At 75.2% G+C, this 15,871-nt stretch carries 15 protein-coding genes; 7 read left to right on the forward strand and 8 right to left on the reverse strand.

Going from position 1 to position 15,871, the window contains the following annotated elements:
• Window positions 1-25: 25 nt before the first annotated feature.
• Window positions 26-430 (reverse strand): recombinase family protein, encoded by a 405-nt coding sequence (locus ABD371_RS26035; RefSeq protein WP_344481417.1) that lies wholly within the window; start codon window positions 428-430, stop codon window positions 26-28.
• 131 nt (window positions 431-561) lie between these two features.
• On the opposite strand from ABD371_RS26035, the gene ABD371_RS26040 reads away from it, so the two are divergent.
• Together ABD371_RS26040 and ABD371_RS26045 are read left to right on the forward strand one after the other, a co-directional pair.
• Window positions 562-1,332, forward strand: a complete 771-nt coding sequence (locus tag ABD371_RS26040) for an MBL fold metallo-hydrolase (RefSeq protein ID WP_344481424.1) — start codon at window positions 562-564, stop codon at window positions 1,330-1,332.
• On the forward strand, window positions 1,329-2,003 hold the full coding sequence (locus ABD371_RS26045; RefSeq protein ID WP_344481432.1) for a DedA family protein: 675 nt from the start codon (window positions 1,329-1,331) through the stop codon (window positions 2,001-2,003). Before ABD371_RS26040 ends, ABD371_RS26045 begins: the two co-directional genes overlap by 4 nt.
• 40 nt (window positions 2,004-2,043) lie before the next feature.
• Here ABD371_RS26045 and ABD371_RS26050 read toward each other — a convergent pair whose 3' ends face one another.
• Window positions 2,044-3,276, reverse strand: a complete 1,233-nt coding sequence (locus tag ABD371_RS26050) for an aminotransferase class I/II-fold pyridoxal phosphate-dependent enzyme (RefSeq protein WP_344481440.1) — start codon at window positions 3,274-3,276, stop codon at window positions 2,044-2,046.
• A gap of 141 nt (window positions 3,277-3,417) precedes the next feature.
• Window positions 3,418-4,656 carry a sulfite oxidase gene (locus ABD371_RS26055; protein ID WP_344481446.1) on the reverse strand — a complete coding sequence of 413 codons (1,239 nt, stop codon included), beginning with the start codon at window positions 4,654-4,656 and terminating at the stop codon, window positions 3,418-3,420.
• 297 nt (window positions 4,657-4,953) lie between these two features.
• Between ABD371_RS26055 and ABD371_RS26060 the strand changes: the two genes are divergently transcribed.
• The 3 genes from ABD371_RS26060 to ABD371_RS26070 all read left to right on the forward strand — a co-directional run bounded on the left by ABD371_RS26060 (window position 4,954) and on the right by ABD371_RS26070 (window position 7,833).
• Window positions 4,954-6,501 carry a bifunctional phosphatase PAP2/diacylglycerol kinase family protein gene (locus tag ABD371_RS26060; protein ID WP_344481456.1) on the forward strand — a complete coding sequence of 516 codons (1,548 nt, stop codon included), beginning with the start codon at window positions 4,954-4,956 and terminating at the stop codon, window positions 6,499-6,501.
• A 109-nt stretch (window positions 6,502-6,610) separates the two neighbouring features.
• Complete coding sequence (locus ABD371_RS26065; protein ID WP_344481466.1) at window positions 6,611-7,420, forward strand: methyltransferase domain-containing protein; 810 nt, start codon at window positions 6,611-6,613, stop codon at window positions 7,418-7,420.
• A 53-nt stretch (window positions 7,421-7,473) separates the two neighbouring features.
• The gene (locus ABD371_RS26070; RefSeq protein WP_344481477.1) at window positions 7,474-7,833 is read left to right on the forward strand and encodes a VOC family protein; all 360 of its coding nucleotides are present in this window, start codon (window positions 7,474-7,476) and stop codon (window positions 7,831-7,833) included.
• A gap of 8 nt (window positions 7,834-7,841) precedes the next feature.
• Here ABD371_RS26070 and ABD371_RS26075 read toward each other — a convergent pair whose 3' ends face one another.
• The 3 genes from ABD371_RS26075 to ABD371_RS26085 all read right to left on the reverse strand — a co-directional run bounded on the left by ABD371_RS26075 (window position 7,842) and on the right by ABD371_RS26085 (window position 10,818).
• Window positions 7,842-9,815 (reverse strand): DUF5107 domain-containing protein, encoded by a 1,974-nt coding sequence (locus ABD371_RS26075; protein ID WP_344481483.1) that lies wholly within the window; start codon window positions 9,813-9,815, stop codon window positions 7,842-7,844.
• 101 nt (window positions 9,816-9,916) lie between these two features.
• Window positions 9,917-10,528: a GNAT family N-acetyltransferase gene (locus ABD371_RS26080; protein WP_344481489.1), complete on the reverse strand. Its 612-nt coding sequence runs from the start codon at window positions 10,526-10,528 to the stop codon at window positions 9,917-9,919.
• A 47-nt stretch (window positions 10,529-10,575) separates the two neighbouring features.
• Window positions 10,576-10,818, reverse strand: a complete 243-nt coding sequence (locus tag ABD371_RS26085; protein WP_344481496.1) for a lipopolysaccharide assembly protein LapA domain-containing protein — start codon at window positions 10,816-10,818, stop codon at window positions 10,576-10,578.
• Between the two features lie 165 nt (window positions 10,819-10,983).
• On the opposite strand from ABD371_RS26085, the gene ABD371_RS26090 reads away from it, so the two are divergent.
• Window positions 10,984-11,730: a GntR family transcriptional regulator gene (locus ABD371_RS26090; RefSeq protein WP_344481520.1), complete on the forward strand. Its 747-nt coding sequence runs from the start codon at window positions 10,984-10,986 to the stop codon at window positions 11,728-11,730.
• A gap of 67 nt (window positions 11,731-11,797) precedes the next feature.
• Window positions 11,798-12,862, forward strand: coding sequence for an adenosine deaminase (locus tag ABD371_RS26095; protein ID WP_344481528.1), 1,065 nt, complete (start codon window positions 11,798-11,800; stop codon window positions 12,860-12,862).
• 50 nt (window positions 12,863-12,912) lie between these two features.
• On the opposite strand, the gene ABD371_RS26100 is transcribed toward ABD371_RS26095, so the two are convergent.
• Together ABD371_RS26100 and ABD371_RS26105 are read right to left on the reverse strand one after the other, a co-directional pair.
• Window positions 12,913-13,845, reverse strand: a complete 933-nt coding sequence (locus ABD371_RS26100; RefSeq protein ID WP_344481535.1) for a S66 peptidase family protein — start codon at window positions 13,843-13,845, stop codon at window positions 12,913-12,915.
• The gene (locus ABD371_RS26105; protein ID WP_344481541.1) at window positions 13,842-15,866 is read right to left on the reverse strand and encodes a S9 family peptidase; all 2,025 of its coding nucleotides are present in this window, start codon (window positions 15,864-15,866) and stop codon (window positions 13,842-13,844) included. Before ABD371_RS26105 ends, ABD371_RS26100 begins: the two co-directional genes overlap by 4 nt.
• Window positions 15,867-15,871 lie beyond the last annotated feature (5 nt).

The following is a 15,871-nucleotide window of genomic DNA, read 5'->3' on the forward strand; positions in this document are numbered from 1 at the left end:
CGGAGCGGCTCCCCGGGCGGGGGGCTCAGCAGCCGTCGTAGCCCGCCGTCGGCATGGAGAGCCTGCGGTGGACGTCCGCCTTCATGGCCGCGTCGTACACCGGCTCCTCCCGTCCGGCGGTCTCCACCGGGACGCCGCGCCGCTCGCACTCCGCGAGAAAGTCCGGGACCGAGACCAGCGCCCGGGCCAGCACCCGTTCCGTGGGGACGAGGAAGAGGTCCACCTGCCCGTCGTCGACATCGGCCCACAGTCCCCGGTGCCCCGGGCTCAGCCCGTAGAAGAGCAGCTCCCTGGTGACGGTGTGGCCCCGCTCGGCCGCCCATCGCGCGCACATCGCCTGCTGGCGGCGGGTGTCGACCAGGAAGGGTTCCCGGTCCAGCTCTTCGAGGGGGGTCAGGCTGGCGATGGTCGCCACGCGTAAGCCGTTCATGGTGGGTCACCCTGCTCTCGTCGTTCGCCGCAGACCCTACTCCCGATCGGCTCCCCGGGCAGAGGCCCTAGGCTCGTACGGGAGCGGTTGTACGGGAGCGGTCGGGCAGAAGGCGGAAGAAGGAGGGCCACGTGCCGGTGGAGGTCACCTGGTGGGGTCATGCCACCTGCACGGTCGAGGACTCCGGGACCCGGGTGCTGACCGATCCGCTGTTCGCGCGGCGGCTGGCGCATCTGCGCAGACGGCGCGGGGAGCTGCCGCCGCCCGAGGCCGCGGTCGCCGACGCGGTGCTGGTGTCGCATCTGCACTCGGACCATCTGCATCTGCCCTCGCTGGCCCGGCTGGCCCCGGGCACCCCGCTGGTGGTGCCGCGTGGCGCGGCGCGGGCGGTGCCGGGGCTGACCCGGCTGGGCCTGCGGGTGCGCGAGGTGTCCCCGGGGGACGAGTTCCGGGTGGGGCCGCTGACGGTACGGGCGGTGCCCGCGCTGCACGACGGGCGGCGGCTGCCGGTGGGTCCGCGCCGCTCTCCCGCGCTGGGCTATGTGATCGCCGGGGAGGCCCGTACCTACTTCGCCGGGGACACCGGGCTCTTCGACGCGATGGCGGAGGAGGTCGGCGAGGTGGATGTGGCGCTGCTGCCGGTCGGCGGCTGGGGCCCCTATCTGGGCCACGGTCATCTGGACGCGGGCCGCGCGGCGCAGGCGCTCGCCGCGCTCCGGCCCGACTGGGCCGTTCCGGTGCACTACGGCACCTACTGGCCGATCGGTCTCGACGGGGTGCGCCCGCACGAGTTCCACGCGCCGGGCGACGAGTTCGTCCGGCACGCGGCCCGGCTCGCGCCGCTGGTGGCGGTGCGCCGGCTGGGCCACGGGGAGCGGTTCCGGCCGGAGGCGGCGCGGTGAGCTCCCTGCCGTCACAGGGGTGGGAGCGGGTGTCGGAGGTGATCGGGGCGCTGCCCCCGGAGTCCACCCAGCAGGCCGTGGGCTATCCGTCGCTCTTTCTGCTGGTCGCCCTCGGGGCGCTGGTGCCGGTGGTGCCGACGGGGGCGCTGGTCAGTTCGGCGGCGGTGGTGGCCTTCCACCAGGCCTCGCCCCTGGCGCTGCTCCTCATCTTCCTGACCGCCTCGTCGGCGGCGCTGCTCGGCGATGTGACGCTGTACTGGCTCGGGCGGCGCGGGGTCAGCTCCAGGAACGGCTCCCGCTGGCTGGAGCGGCTGCGCGGCCACGCCGCGCCGGAGCGGCTGGAGCAGGCCCAGCTGAAGCTGGCCGAGCACGGGATCGCGGTCCTGGTGCTCTCCCGGCTGATCCCGGCGGGGCGGATCCCGGTGATGCTGGCGTGTCTGCTCGCCCGGATGCCCCTGCGGACCTTCGTCCGGGGCGATCTGCTGGCCTGTCTGGCCTGGGCGGTGACGTATCAGCTCATCGGCATCCTGGGCGGCGCCCTCTTCGACCAGGCGTGGAAGGGCGTGGCCGTGGCGGTGGCCCTGACCGTGCTGATCAGTGCCACCCCGCCGGTGTGGCGCAGACTGCGCCGCCCGCGCCCGGACCCGGACCCGCCGGGCAGGCACGCCTGAGGGTCCCCCGTACGGGGGGGCGGCGGGGTGTTCGGCCGCGTCAGCGCAGTTCCCCGAGGGCGGTGGCCAGCAGCGTCAGGGCGTCGGCGACCTGGGGCAGTCCGAGGGGGTCCGGGGAGGCGAGGGCCTCGGCGCGCAGCGCGGCGGTCGCGCCGAGGAGGGGGGCGGTGGAGAGCCGTACCCGGAGCGCGCCGAGTTCGTCGCCGAAGCGGTGGCCGCCGGGGACGGGGGTCCCGAGACGGCGGGTCAGATACTCCTCCAGCTCCATGGAGTCGCCGACGCCCCGGGCGGCGAGGCCCCGGCGGAGCGGGCCGAGGTCCGCGTAGAGGTGGCGGCCGGCCGCGGGCGGGCGGGCGAGCGCGCCGGAGGCGAGGACGGCGCGGTGGGCGGCGGCCCCCACCCGGGCGTGGAGGGCGACCGCGCGCTCGCGGTGGGCGGTGACGGGCGCGGGTTCGGCGAGCGCGTGGGCGGCGACGGCGGCGACGGGTTCGGCGACGTTCGCGCCGAGCGCGGTGAGCAGGTCGAGGGTCCCGGCGCGCAGGGCGGCCCCCGCGGCGGTCGGCGGGAAGCGGGCCACGGCGGCGGGCCAGGCGGAGGGGAGCAGCGCCCCGGCGAGGTCGGCGATGACGGTGACGTCGTCGGGGCACATCTCGGCGGGGCTGATCAGGGTGGTGTCGCCGGGCCGGTGGAGGGTGTCGCGCCAGGTCTCGTCGCTGATGATGTGCAGCCCCTCGCCGACGGCGGCCTCGCACGCCTCGCGGAGGATCTCGGGCGGCGGGACGGTGGCGGTGGGGTCGTCGGCGACGGAGAGCAGCAGCAGGGCGGGCGCGCCGCCCTCGGCGCGGACCCGGCGGACGGTCTCCAGGAGGGCGTACGGGTCGGGCACTCCCCCGCACTCGGCGGGCGTCGGGACCCGGTAGGCGGGCCGGCCGAGCAGCCGGGCCTGCGGTGTCCACCAGGCGGGGCTGGGCCGGGGCAGCAGCACATCGCCCCGGCCGTGCACGCCCGCCCCGCCGTACGCGCCGAGGAGGGCGAAGAGCAGCGGCTGCGGGCCGGGCGCGGCGACGACGCCGTCCGGTCCGGCGGCGAGGCCGCGCCGCCGCCAGTAGCCGGCCGCCGCCTCGCGCAGGGCGGGCCCGCCGCCGGGCGGCTCACCGGCCCAGCGCCGGGACGCGGCGGCGAGCACCTCGGCGAGGCCGTCCGGCACGGGCAGCCCGGGTTCGGGCGCGGGCGGGCCGTAGCGGACGGGGCCGTGCCCTTCGTGAGGCGTCATCCGCGCTGAGGAGGTCCGCTCGTGAGGTGTCCGCTCGGGGGGCGTGCGCGCCATGCCGTGGCCTCGCCGTCCGTCGGTCGGTCGGTGTCGTGGGCGGGTGCCCATGAGCCCTTTATACAAACGGCGGGGCCCCCGGGCGCGTCAGACGACGGTGACGGGGTGACGCACGACGGCGTCGAAGAGGTACCCCTGGGTGTTGTGGACGGTCCGCTCCGGCTGGCGGTTCCCGGCCCGGTCGGTGGCGCGGGCGAGGAGTTCGGCCGGTCCGGTGCGGTCCGGCCGCCAGTCGGCGCGCCAGCGGACCCAGCCGTCGCGGCAGGGGGTGTCGAGCGGGCGCGCCCGCCGCCAGCTCCGGCCGCCGTCGGTGCTGATCTCCACGGCGTCCACGGGGGCGGCGGCCGACCAGGCGCGGCCGGTGAGGGTGTGGGTCTCGCCCGCCGCCAGGGTCGCGCCGAAGGGCAGTTCCCAGGCGCTCTTGATCGTCTGCCGGGTGAGGGGCGCGCTGCCGCCGGGCGGGTGGGCGGCCCCGAAGAGACGGTAGAACTGTGTGTTCCACGGTGAGGCGAGCGGGGTGTCGCTGACCTCGATGTCGCCGAGCCATTTGACGGACGCGATGCCGATCCAGGACGGGACGACCACCCGGACCGGGTAGCCGTGGTCGTACGGGAGGGGTTCGCCGTTCATCTCGTACGCGAGGATCACATCGTCGAGGGCCTTGGCGACGGGCAGCGGGCGGCGCACCCGGCCGAGGTTGACGCCTCCGGTGACGAATTCGTCGTCGAGTCCGCTGGGCATGACGTCGACGGCGGACGAGGAGAGCCCGGCCTGATGCAGCACGTCTCTCAGCCGTACGCCGCGCCAGCGCGCCGCGCCGATCGCGCCGAGGGTCCAGGAGGTGCCGCTGACGGTCTCGCCCTGCTGGGTGGTGAAGAGGCTGCGGCCGTTTCCGGCGCACTCGATCACGGCGGTGCGGGTGACGGAGGGCAGGGAGCGCAGCCGGGCGTAGTCGAACTCGACCGGGCGGCGGCCGGTCAGTCCGCTCCCCCACACCGTGAGCTTCCAGTCGCTCTCGCCGATCCGGGGCGTGGAGGTGTGGTTGCGGACGAAGAAGCGGTCGGCGGGGGTGAGCGGGCCGGTGTCGCGCAGGGCGGAGAAGACGGTCTCGGCGTTGGTGCCGCGCAGGGTGAACAGCTCGGGCGGGACGGGCTTGACGATCCCGGCGGCAGCGGCGGCGACGGCAGCCGGGGCGGGCCCGGTGCGGGCCGGGGCCGCGGTGGCGGCTCCGGCCGTGGCGGTGGCGGTCGCGGCCAGGGCCCCGGCGGTCAGCGGTGTCGCGGCGAGCAGTCCGAGGAGTTCGCGGCGGTCGGGTGAAGAGGGCACGGATGCCTCCTGGGCGAGGGGCGGGGAGGGTGCGGATCGCGGTGCCGTACGGGAGGGCGGGTGGCGGCCCGCCGGTGTCACCGGGGACAGGAGGAGGGCGGACGGCCCCAAGGGGCTGCCGTGGAAGCGCTGTTGCCCGGGACGACGGCCATGGACGGGAGCTTAGGACCTGTCCCGGGGATCCGTGGCGGGTTGCCGGAACGCGCGGCCCGCCCGGTCGGACGGACGCCGGTCCGCGTGGCGGCGGCGATTACGGGGTACTCGCGACCCATGTCGTACAAAGAGTCACAGCCGCGCATGAGTACCGAAGGCGCCCGTCGGCGGCCGAAGACCCCGGGCCCGCTCGGCCGGTGGGACCGGAAGGTCTTCCACGCCGTGGCCGAACGGGAGTGGCCGGCGGCCGAGCCGGTGCTGCCCCGGCTGAGCCACGCCGCCGACCACGGGGTGCTCTGGCTGGGCGCGGCGGCCGGGATCGCGGTGCTGGGCGGCGGGAAGCGGTCGCGGCGGGCGGCCGTGCGCGGAATGGCGTCGCTGGCGCTGGCCTCGGCCGTGATCAACACGGTGGGCAAGCGGTCGGTGCGCAGGGCCCGGCCGCTGATCGACGCGGTTCCGGTGATACGGCAGCTGAAGCGGCAGCCGTTCACCACCTCCTTCCCCTCGGGGCACGCCGCGTCGGCGGCGGCGTTCGCGACCGGGGTGGCCCTGGAGTCGAAGGGCTGGGGCGCGGTCGTCGCCCCGGTGGCGGCGTCGGTCGCGTTCTCCCGGGTGTACACGGGGGCGCACTATCCGAGCGATGTGCTGGTGGGCGCGGCGCTGGGGGTGGGCGCGGCGTTCGCGGTACGGGGGCTGGTGCCGACCAGGTCCCAGCTGCCGCCGCCGGGCCGGGCCCAGGGCGACGCGCCGGCGCTGCCGCGCGGCGAGGGGCTGGTGATCGTGGTCAACCAGGACGCGGGGTCGGCGGATTCGGCGGAGCGGGTGCGCGAGGCGCTGCCGCTGGCCGAGATCGTGGAGTGCGGACCGGGTGAGCTGGGCCCCGCGCTGGCGAAGGCGGCGGAGCGCGGCCGGGCGCTGGGGATCATCGGCGGGGACGGCACGATCAACGGCGCGGCGGCCGTCGCCGTGGCGCGGGGGCTGCCGCTGGCGGTGTTTCCCGGCGGGACGTTCAACCACTTCGCGTACGACCTGGGGATCGAGACCTTCCAGGACACCTGCCGGGCGCTGGAGAGCGGTGACGCGGTACGGGTGGACCTGGGGCGGTTCACCCCGGAGCCGCTCCGGGACGGTTCCGGCGAAGGCGGCGGCGAAGGCCACGGTTCCGATGAAGGGGACGGCGGTGCCGGGGGTCCGGGGTACTTCCTGAACACCTTCAGCCTGGGCGTCTACCCGGAGCTGGTGAACATCCGCGAGCGGTGGTCCCCGCGCGTCGGCGGCTGGCCCGCCGGGGTGATCGCGGCGGCGAAGGTGCTGCGCCACGGCCGGCCGCTGGAGGCCTCCGTCCAGGGCCGCCGCCGCCCGATGTGGCTGCTGTTCGCGGGAAACGGGATCTACCAGCGGGTGGGTCCGACGCCGGGCCACCGCCAGGATCTGGCGGACGGGCTGCTGGATGTACGGGTGGTCCACGGCGGCCGGTGGCCGGGGCTGCGGCTGCTGGCGGCGGCGCTCGCGGGCCCGTTGAGCCGTTCGCCGGTGCACGCGGCGGAGCAGCTGCACCGGGTGCGGATCACCGGTCTGGAGCCCGGTACGCCGATGGCGTACGACGGCGAGGTGGTCGACGCGCCGGCCGGGCTGACGGTGGACAAGGCGGTGGGGGCGCTGACGGTCTACCGTCCGCAGACGCTGCTCTGAGCCCGCTCCGGAGCACTCACCAACCGTCCATCATTCAAGACACTTCATCTCACCATGTGAATCTGCGGGATCATGGAGGCAGTCGCCACAGCGAAAGGAAGGCTCCGCCGTGCCCTCTGAGTCCGCCGTCTACACCCATGGCCACCATGAGTCCGTGCTCCGCTCCCACACGTGGCGCACCGCCGCCAACTCCGCCGCGTACCTCCTCGGCGAGCTGACGCCCGGGGCCCTGGTCCTGGACATCGGCTGCGGCCCCGGCACCATCACCGCCGATCTCGCCGCGCTGGTCCCCGGGGGCCGGGTCACCGGGGTCGACCGGGAGCCCGGCATCGTCGAGCGGGCCAGGGCCGAGGCGGCCGGGCGGGGGCTGGCCAACACCGAGTTCGCCGTCGCGGACGTCAATGAACTGGACTTCCCCGACGACTCCTTCGACGTGGTCCACGCCCATCAGGTGCTCCAGCACCTCGGCGACCCCGTCCGGGCGCTGCGCGAGATGCGGCGGGTGTGCCGCCCCGGCGGCCTCGTCGCGGTACGGGACTCCGACTACGGCGGGTTCACCTGGTTCCCCGAGTCCCCCGCGCTGGACGAGTGGAACCGGCTCTACCACCGGGTGGCCCGCGCCTCGGGCGGGGAGCCCGACGCCGGGCGCAGACTGCTCTCCTGGGCCCGGTCCGCCGGCTTCACCGACATCACCGCCACCGGCTCCGCCTGGTGCTACGCGACCGAGGACGAGCGCGCCTGGTGGAGCGGGCTGTGGGCGGACCGCACGACCACCTCGGGGTACGCGCGCCTCGCCGTCGACGGCGGCCACGCCACCGCCGAGCGGCTGGCGGAGATCGCCGCGGGCTGGCGGGAGTGGGGCAGCCGGCCGGACGCCTGGTTCCTGGTCCCGCACGGCGAACTCCTCTGCCGCGCCTGACCGTCCCGCGCGAAAACGCCCCACCTGGGCGGGAACCGAATTAGGGTCGCCCCATGGAGATCCTCGGAACCACGCTGCGCATCTGCGTCGACGATCTGGACGCGGCCGCGGCGGTCTATGAACGACTCACCGGAGCCACCCCGCAGCGCTTCGAGCGCGGCGGGGTGTCGGTCGCGGCGGTCGGCTGCTTCCTGCTGATGAGCGGGCCGGCGGCGGAGCTGGACATCCTGCGCAAGGTGACGGCGACGATCGCGGTGAAGGACGTGGACCAGGCCCACGCCACACTCGCCGAGGTCGGCGCGCGGATCGTCGCGGGCCCGGTGCCGACCCCGGCGGGCCGCAATCTGATCGCGGTCCACCCGGACGGCTCGGTCTTCGAGTACGTCGACCGCAAGGTGACCGCCGGGAGCTGAGTGAGGGGCTACGGGGTCTCGGGCCGCATCCGGTAGTCGTACTCCTCGGGCAGCGGATCGTCCGAGACCGCCGACCAGACCTCGCCCAGGATCTCCGCGCCCTCGTGGAGGTCGGCCACCTCGAAGCCCGCGTCGAAGACGGCGCGGGCCTCCGCCCGGTGGCCCTCGGCGAGCAGCAGCCGGGCGTGCAGCAGCCGGAACCGGCCGCGCCGCTGGACCGGGGGGCGGAGCCGGGCCCAGACGGAGCGGGCGTCGGCGGCGCGGCCCGCGCGCAGCAGGCTCTCGATGGCCTCGCGGCCGAGGGAGGCGGTGGCGGCGGTCCAGGTCTCGCCGTCGTCGCGGCGCTCCTGGAGGAGGTCCTCGAAGGCCTCCAGATAGCGGTCGGCTGCGCGCTGTTCGTGTCCGCTCTCCTCGTCTGCGACGGCGAGGCAGCGCAGCAGCGGCCAGCGCGAGGGGGCGAGCGCGAGGCCGCGCTCCCAGCTGCGGACGGCCTGGGCGAGATCGCCGGCGTGCCACTGGGCGACCCCGAGGTGGTACTCGGTCAGCGGGTCGGCGGGGGCGGTCTCCAGCATGTCGCGCCAGTGCGGGGAGACGAGCGAGGGGCCGGGCGGGGCGACCCTGCGGGGCTCGGGGACGGCGCCGGTGGTCAGCAGTTCGCGCCAGGGGGCCTGTTCCTCGCCGAGGGTGGACTCGGCGAAGGGGGTGCCGGGGAGCTTGATACCGGAGCGCAGCACTTCGAGGGCTCCCCAGCCGGAGCCGACGGCGAGGGTGCGCACCGGCTCGCTGTCCGCGTGCGGGAGCCAGTCGCGGTGGGCGGCCTCCACCGCCTCCCTCGGCAGCGCGGCGGCGAGCCGGGACTCGACCTCGGCGACGGCGGCGGCCCAGTTGGCGCCGTGCACGGTGCCCGCCTCGCCGGTCAGCGGCCCGTAGCACTCCAGCCAGCTCAGCTCGGCGCCCTCCTCCAGGCGCACCCGCTCCAGCTGGGTGCGGGCGAGGCCCGCCTGTATCTCCGCGTATCCGACGGTGTCCGGTTCGGTCAGCCAGCGCTGCCAGCGCCGGCCCGCGCGCCCGGAGCCCCAGAGGAAGAGCTTGCGCCCGCGCAGTGTGTCGGTCGAGGTCTGGACGAGGCCGTGTCCGTCGCCGCCGAGCGCGGCGATCCATTTGCGGGCCGGGGCGGGCACCTCGTAGAAGTAGTCGGCGGGGTGTTCGGAGCGCAGCGGGTAGGTGCGGTCCTCGCCCCGGTAGTCCGGCACGGGCACGCGGCGCAGGGTGCGTTCGTGGCCGAAGTGCCAGGCCTCGTCGGCGGGGGCGAGGATCCGGGTGGAGGGGTGCTCCTCGACGGCGGTGTTGGACCACCAGTAGAGCGGTACGGCCCGCTCGTGCGGGTTGCGGACGCGTACGCCGACATGGAGGAAGGCCGAGTCGGCGGGGAGCCAGAGGTCTATCTGGAACGGCAGGTCGCGCAGCCGCTCCCACTCCCAGAGGCGGATCATCTCGCCGCCGTCGGGGGCGGGGACGACGGCGGCGTGGAGGGGGGCGACGGAGAGCGCTCCGTGGCCGGTCGCGCCGATGTTCCACTCGATGCCGCCGGAGTACCAGGCGCCGTTGAGGGCGAAGCCGGCGGGCTGGAGGACGGGGTTGCGGTAGAGGAGTTCCCGGCCCGTGGTCTTGTGGTGCAGGGAGTGGACCCGGCCGCCGAGGCCCGGCAGGACGGTGGCGCGCAGCTGGTCGTTCTCGATGACCAGGGCGTCGATGCCGGTGGGGGTGCGGTCGCGTCCGTAGCCGTCGAGGATCCGCACGGGCAGCAGGGTGCGCAGCGGCTCGTAGTCGATCTGCCGGACCATCTCGCGCGGCAGCTCCCGCCTGGTGCGCTCGTCGACGGGGTGCGGGTCGGCGAGCCGGCGGAGCGGGGGCAGCGGGTTCGCGGGCCCCACCGGGGCAGCGGGCAGGGTCAGTACGGTACGCCGCACGGTCGTGGCCAAGACAACCTCGCTTCACTCTGGAAAAGGGCCGCCGACCGCTGTTGGGCGACCCGGTGACCATGGAACAGGGTCAGCGCCGTGCCGAACAGGGTTTCCGGGGGTCAGACTTCGGCAAAGTCGTCGCCGGGTCCGGGGCCGGGGCCGGGGGCCTGCTGCGGCCCGGCGGTGATCGCCCAGCGTTCGTGGTCGCGCCAGGCCCCGTCGATGAGGAGGAAGTCGGGCGAGAAGCCTTCGAGCCGGAAGCCGGCCCGGCGCACCAGGGCGATCGAGGCGGTGTTCCCCGGCTGGATGTTGGCCTCCAGCCGGTGCAGTCCCATCGGGCCGAAGGCGTGTTGGAGGACGAGGGCGAGCGCCTCGCTCATCAGGCCCCGTCCGGCGGCATGGGCGAACGCGCCGTAGCCGAGGGCTCCGCAGCGGAAGGAGCCCGCCACGATGTTGTTGATGTTGATGAATCCGGCGAGGCGGCCGGAGGCGCGCTCATGGACCAGGAAGCCGGATCGGGCCGGGTCCTCGGTGAGCCGGGCGGCGTAGGGGGCGTACTCGGCGGCCGTGAGCGGGGGGAAGAGCCAGGGGCGGTGGTGCGCGGTGGCGGCGCGGGCCGCCGCCGTGAACTCCTCGGCGTCGTCGGCGGTGAAGGGCCGGAGCGTGACACGGGGGCCGGCGGCGACGGGGGGCGCGCCTGCGGCGGGCCGGGGCGGGACGGGCTCGGACATCCGGCCAGGCTAGCGGGGGCCGCCCGGGTACGGCGGGCGGCGGGGCGTCAGCGGTCGCGGCGGCGGAAGAAGTACGCGCCGCAGAGCGCGCCGATGACGAACATGGCGAGCAGCGCCAGATAGAGCGGCATGGTGACCTCGGGGATCAGCAGCCGGATCTTGACCTCCCGGGTGTTCTCGAAGATGAAGACGATGGCCAGGACCGCGAGGACGGTGACCGCGATCCTCGACGGGGTGAACCACTCCGCCGCCCGGCTCTTCCCGGTCCTCGGTGCTTGTTTGGCGCTCATGGCACCAGAATGGGCCCCGGCCCGGCCGGACGGCGGGGCGAGCGGGCCGTACGGGTGAGCGCCAGGACCCGGGGTAGGGTCCGCACCGAGAAAGCCTTGTCTGACAAGCTGAGTCGCTGATGTGGGCCGGGCGCCAGTCCGGAGCAGCGAGCCGAGGAGGAACCAGTGACAGCCGGCCGGCCGCAGCGCAGACCCGTCGTAGCCCTGTACGGGCGGATCGCGGACGCCATCCACGAGGGCGTCTATCCGCCGGGCTCGACCCTGCCGTCGGAGCCCCGGCTCGCGGCCGAGCTGGGGGTGGGCCGGCCCGCCCTGCGCGAGGCGCTGCTGCTGCTCCAGGAGGACGGGCTGCTCTCGGTGCGCCGGGGCGTGGGCCGCACCGTCAACGCCAGCCCGCCCAGGCGCGGCTACGAGCTGCTGCGTCCGCTGGAGGAGCTGCTGGCCGGGGGCGCCGGGCTGCGGGTGCGCCCGCTGCTGCGCACCGTGGAGGAGCCGACCGACTTCACCGCCCAGCATCTGCTGGCACCGGCCGGTTCGGAGCTGCGGTTCTGGGAGTCCGTGCTGACCGGGGACGGTTCGGCGGGGGTGCTCAGCCAGGAGTGGTCGGCCCCCGAGGAGGTGCTGGAGCGCGCGCACCCGGCGTTCGCCGAGGCGCTGCGCGCGCCGACCGCGCCGGGCGGTTCGATGCTCGCGGTGCTCGCGCCGGCCTCCCGGGGGATCGCCCTGAGCGGGCACAGCGCGGTGAGCGCGACCCTGCTGGGGGCGCGGCGCGGCGAGCAGCTGGGCCGTGCGCCGGACACCCCCGCCGTGCTGGTCACCCAGGTGGTGCGGGTCGGGGAGTCCCCCGTGCTGGCCGCCAAGCACATGCTGCCGACGGGCGCGCCCGCCCTGCCGGTGCTCCAGTCGAACTGACCGGCGCTACCTGGGTGCGCCTGACGTGTACAGCACCGGCCGCTCCGGTGCCGTACACTCCCGGGGCATGCACTTGTCTGACATCCTCCGCGCGCCCAAGGTCGTACTCCACGACCACCTCGACGGCGGACTGCGCCCCGCAACGATCATCGAACTGGCCCGGGAGTACGGCTACGGCCTGCTCCCCACCGAGGACCCCGCCGCGCTCGCGGTCTGGTTCCGGGACGCCGCGGACTCCGGCTCGCTGGAGCGCTATCTGGAGACCTTCGCCCACACCTGCGCGGTCATGCAGACCCGCGAGGCGCTGGAGCGGATCGCGGCGGAGTGCGCGGAGGACCTGGCGGCCGACGGCGTCGTCTACGCCGAGATCCGGTACGCCCCCGAGCAGCACCTGGAGCGCGGGCTGACCCTGGACGAGGTCGTCGAGGCGGTGAACGCCGGATTCCGTGAGGGCGAGCGCCGCAGCGGCCAGAAGATCACCGTCCGCGCCCTGCTCACCGGGATGCGCCACACCGACCGCTCGCTGGAGATAGCCGGGCTCACCGTCGCCCACCGCGACCGCGGGGTGGCGGGCTTCGACATCGCGGGCGGCGAGATCGGCAACCCGCCCGCCCGTCATCTGCCCGCCTTCCAGCACCTCAAGCAGCACAACTGCCACTTCACCATCCACGCGGGCGAGGCCGTCGGCGCGGAGTCCATCCACGAGGCCGTGCAGGTCTGCGGCGCGGAGCGGATCGGGCACGGGGTGCGGATCACCGACGACATCACCGTCCACGACGACGGCACGGCGACCCTCGGGCGGCTGGCGGAGTACGTCCGCGACAACCGGATCGCCCTGGAGGTCTGCCCGACCTCCAACCTCCAGACGGGCGCGGCGAAGGACTACGCCACGCACCCGATCGACCTGCTGCGCCGGCTGGGCTTCCGGGTCACCCTCAACACGGACAACCGGCTGGTGTCGGGCACCACGATGAGCCAGGAGTTCGGGCACATGGCGGAGGCCTTCGGCTACGGCCCCGAGGTCTTCGAGGAGCTGACGGTCGCGGCGGTCGAGTCCGCGTTCCTGCCCCTGCCGGAGCGCCGCCGGCTGATCGACGAGGTCGTCCGCCCGGGGTACGCGGCCCTGCGCTAGGCCACGGGAGAGGGGCGGCTCCCGTGTGCGGGAGCCGCCCCTCTCCCGGCTCAGTCCAGCGCCGGCCGGTCCAGGGTCAGGGTGCCCGCCTCGGCGTCGAGTACGGCAAGGACGCCCAGCGGCATCGTCAGATTGACGTCGCCGTGGCCGAAGCCCAGCTCCTCCACCACCGGCACCCCCAGCCCGCCGAGCCGGTCCCGCAGCACCTCGCGCACCCGCTCGTACGGGCCGCAGTCGGCCCAGGAGCCGAGCGCGACGCCGGTGACGCCGTCCAGCAGACCGCTCCGGAGCAGCTGGGTGAGGATGCGGTCGAGCCGGTAGTCCTCCTCCCCCACGTCCTCCAGGAGCAGCAGCCCGCCCCGGGCCGAGACCCTGGCGTGCGGGGTGCCCAGCTCGGCGGCGAGCATGCTGGCGCAGCCGCCGAGAGTGACGCCCCGGGCCCGGCCGGGGACCAGGGCGCGCGCCGACGGCAGCCCCAGGACCCGGACGGACTCGGGCTCGAAGAGGGTGGCCCGCAGCGACTCCCGGGTGGTCTCGTCCTTGAGGAAGGTGAGCGCGCCGATCATCGGGCCGTGCAGGGTGGCGAGGCCCGTCCGGGCCGCGAACGCCTCGTGGAGGACGGTGACGTCGCTGTATCCGACGAAGACCTTGGGGCCCGCGGCCCGGATCGCCGTCCAGTCGAGGAGGTCGGCCATCCGCTGGGCCCCGTAGCCGCCCCGGGCGCAGATCACGGCGGCGACCGAGGGGTCGCACCAGGCCTCGGTGAGATCGCGGGCGCGGTCGGCGTCGTCCGAGGAGAGATAGCGGAACCGGGTGTGCCGCCCCCGGACATGGGGCATGACGACGGGTTCCAGGCCCCAGGAGCGGAGGATGTCCAGGCCCTCGTCGAGGCGCTCGTCGGGCACCGGCCCGCTGGTGGCGGCGACGGCGACCCGGTCGCCGGACCTGAGCCTGCGGGGCCGGGTCAGCTCGGTGAGGGTCATGGGGTCAGCTCCGGATCGGGGACGTCGGTACGGTTGAGGCCGAAGGTCCGGTTGTAGAGGCCGAGTTCCGTCTCCAGCGCGCGGATCAGGGTGCCCGCCCGGCGGAAGCCGTGGCTCTCGCCCTCGAAGGCGAGGTACGCGTGCGGGACTCCGCGTCCGGCCAGCCGGGCGAGGAGGCGTTCGCTCTGCGCGGGCGGGCAGATCACATCGTCGAGCCCCTGGAGCAGCAGGAACGGCGCGGTGATCCGGTCGGCGCGCTCCAGCGGCGAGCGGCTGCGATAGCGGTCGGGGAACTCCGCGAGGGGGCCGAGCAGCGATTCCAGATAGCTCGACTCGAAGTCGTGGGTCCCGTCGGTCACCCAGCCCAGCGGGTCGAGGACCGGGTAGAGGATGGTGCCGCAGGCGTAGACGTCGGTGCCGGCCAGCGAGGCGGCGGTGGTCCAGCCCCCGGCGCTGCCGCCCCGGACGGCGATCCGGCCGGGGTCGGCGGCCCCCTCGGCGGCGAGCCCCCGGGCGACGGCGGCGCAGTCCTCGACGTCCACCACGCCCCACTCCTCGCGCAGCCGCTCGCGGTAGGCCCGGCCGTATCCGGTGGATCCGCCGTAGTTGACCTCGGCGACACCGATGCCGCGCGAGGTGAAGTAGGCGATCTCCAGATCGAGGACGAGCGGGGAGCGGCTGGTGGGTCCGCCGTGCGCCCACATCACGAAGGGCGGGAGTTCGCCCTCGGGCGCGGTCCAGCCGGGGTGGTGCGGCGGATACACATGGGCGTGGATCTCCCGGCCGCCGGGCCCGGTGAAGGTACGGATCCGGGGTTCGGGGTAGTGGGCGGGGTCCACCGGATCGGTGTGCGCCGCGCCGATCACCCGGGTGTGGCCGGTACGGGTGTCCAGCTCCACGATCTCGTAGCCGCCGCGCACTCCCGCCGCGACGCCGGTCACCCGGTCGCCCTGGACGGCGAGGGAGGGCGCCCACTCCGTCCAGGGTCCGACGGCGTCGGCCAGTTCTCCGGTCTTCGGGTCGAGGATGCCGAGCGCGGTGGTGCCGGTGCCGTGGATGACGGCGATCAGACCGTTCTCCAGGGGGTGGAACCACTGGAGGCCGATCTTCCACAGCGGGCCGCCGAACTCCTCCTCGCGGCCGGGGAGGACCGGGGCGCTGAAGGCCGGGCCGTGCGCGGGTCCGGCCGTCGCACCGGCCGCGGAGAGCGCGCCGGGTTCGGCCCGGTGCGGCTGCCACCAGCCGTCGGCGTCGGTGAGGAAGAGAAGGCCGCCGTCGGGGGCCCAGTCGACCTGGCAGATCGACGCCGTCCCCGTGGGCGCGGACCGGACCCCGGTGAACTCCCCGTCCTCGGTGACATCGGCGAGCACCACGGTGGTGGTGTCCCAGGGCATCGCGGGGTGGTCCCAGGCGATCCAGGCGGCGCGCCGGCCGTCCGGGGAGAGCCGGGGGCCGGTGACGAAGCGGTGCCGGTCCCCGCAGAGTTCCCGTACCGCTCCCCGGTCGTCGGCGGCCGAGCCGTCCAGCGGGACGGCGGCGATCACCCGGCGCACATCGGTGGGCGCGGGGCCGGTGAACTCCTCCAGCACGCCCCACACCTCGCCCCGGTCCTCCTCGATCCGCAGATCGGCCCAGCGCAGCCCGTCGCCGACGGCCGTCAGGGGCGTGAGCGGGCGGGGCTCGGAGCCGGGCGCGTCCGGTTCGTACGCGTACAGCCGCTGGTCGGGGAAGTGGACGAAGACGACGAGCGGGCCGCCGTCGCGCGCCACGGCCGCCCAGGGGTGTCCGCCGTACTCGATGACCCGGCTGCGCGCGTTCCACGGCTCGGGGAGCACGGACTCCTCCGTGCCGTCGGCGCGGCGGCGGATCAGCGCCCTTCTGCCGCCCTCGGCGGGGCGGGGCGCGGTCCACCAGACCTCCGCGCCGACCGTGCCGAGATACTCGGGCCGGCCGTCGTGCGAGGCGGCGAGCGCCGCGTCGATCGGCGAGGGCCAGCTGCCGTAGGGGCCTGTGGAGGCCATGTCCT

Origin of the sequence: Streptomyces amakusaensis, from assembly GCF_039532665.1 — a bacterium.
GTDB lineage: Bacteria > Actinomycetota > Actinomycetes > Streptomycetales > Streptomycetaceae > Streptomyces > Streptomyces amakusaensis.

Bases quoted from the DNA above. Each gene is read 5' to 3' on its own strand.
- ABD371_RS26035 (WP_344481417.1), bottom strand. From the start codon at position 430: ATGAACGGCTTACGCGTGGCGACCATCGCCAGCCTGACCCCCCTCGAA.
- ABD371_RS26050 (WP_344481440.1), bottom strand. From the start codon at position 3,276: ATGACGCCTCACGAAGGGCACGGCCCCGTCCGCTACGGCCCGCCCGCG.
- ABD371_RS26060 (WP_344481456.1), top strand. From the start codon at position 4,954: ATGAGTACCGAAGGCGCCCGTCGGCGGCCGAAGACCCCGGGCCCGCTC.
- ABD371_RS26070 (WP_344481477.1), top strand. From the start codon at position 7,474: ATGGAGATCCTCGGAACCACGCTGCGCATCTGCGTCGACGATCTGGAC.
- ABD371_RS26080 (WP_344481489.1), bottom strand. From the start codon at position 10,528: ATGTCCGAGCCCGTCCCGCCCCGGCCCGCCGCAGGCGCGCCCCCCGTC.
- ABD371_RS26085 (WP_344481496.1), bottom strand. From the start codon at position 10,818: ATGAGCGCCAAACAAGCACCGAGGACCGGGAAGAGCCGGGCGGCGGAG.
- ABD371_RS26095 (WP_344481528.1), top strand. From the start codon at position 11,798: ATGCACTTGTCTGACATCCTCCGCGCGCCCAAGGTCGTACTCCACGAC.
- ABD371_RS26100 (WP_344481535.1), bottom strand. From the start codon at position 13,845: ATGACCCTCACCGAGCTGACCCGGCCCCGCAGGCTCAGGTCCGGCGAC.
- ABD371_RS26105 (WP_344481541.1), bottom strand. From the start codon at position 15,866: ATGGCCTCCACAGGCCCCTACGGCAGCTGGCCCTCGCCGATCGACGCG.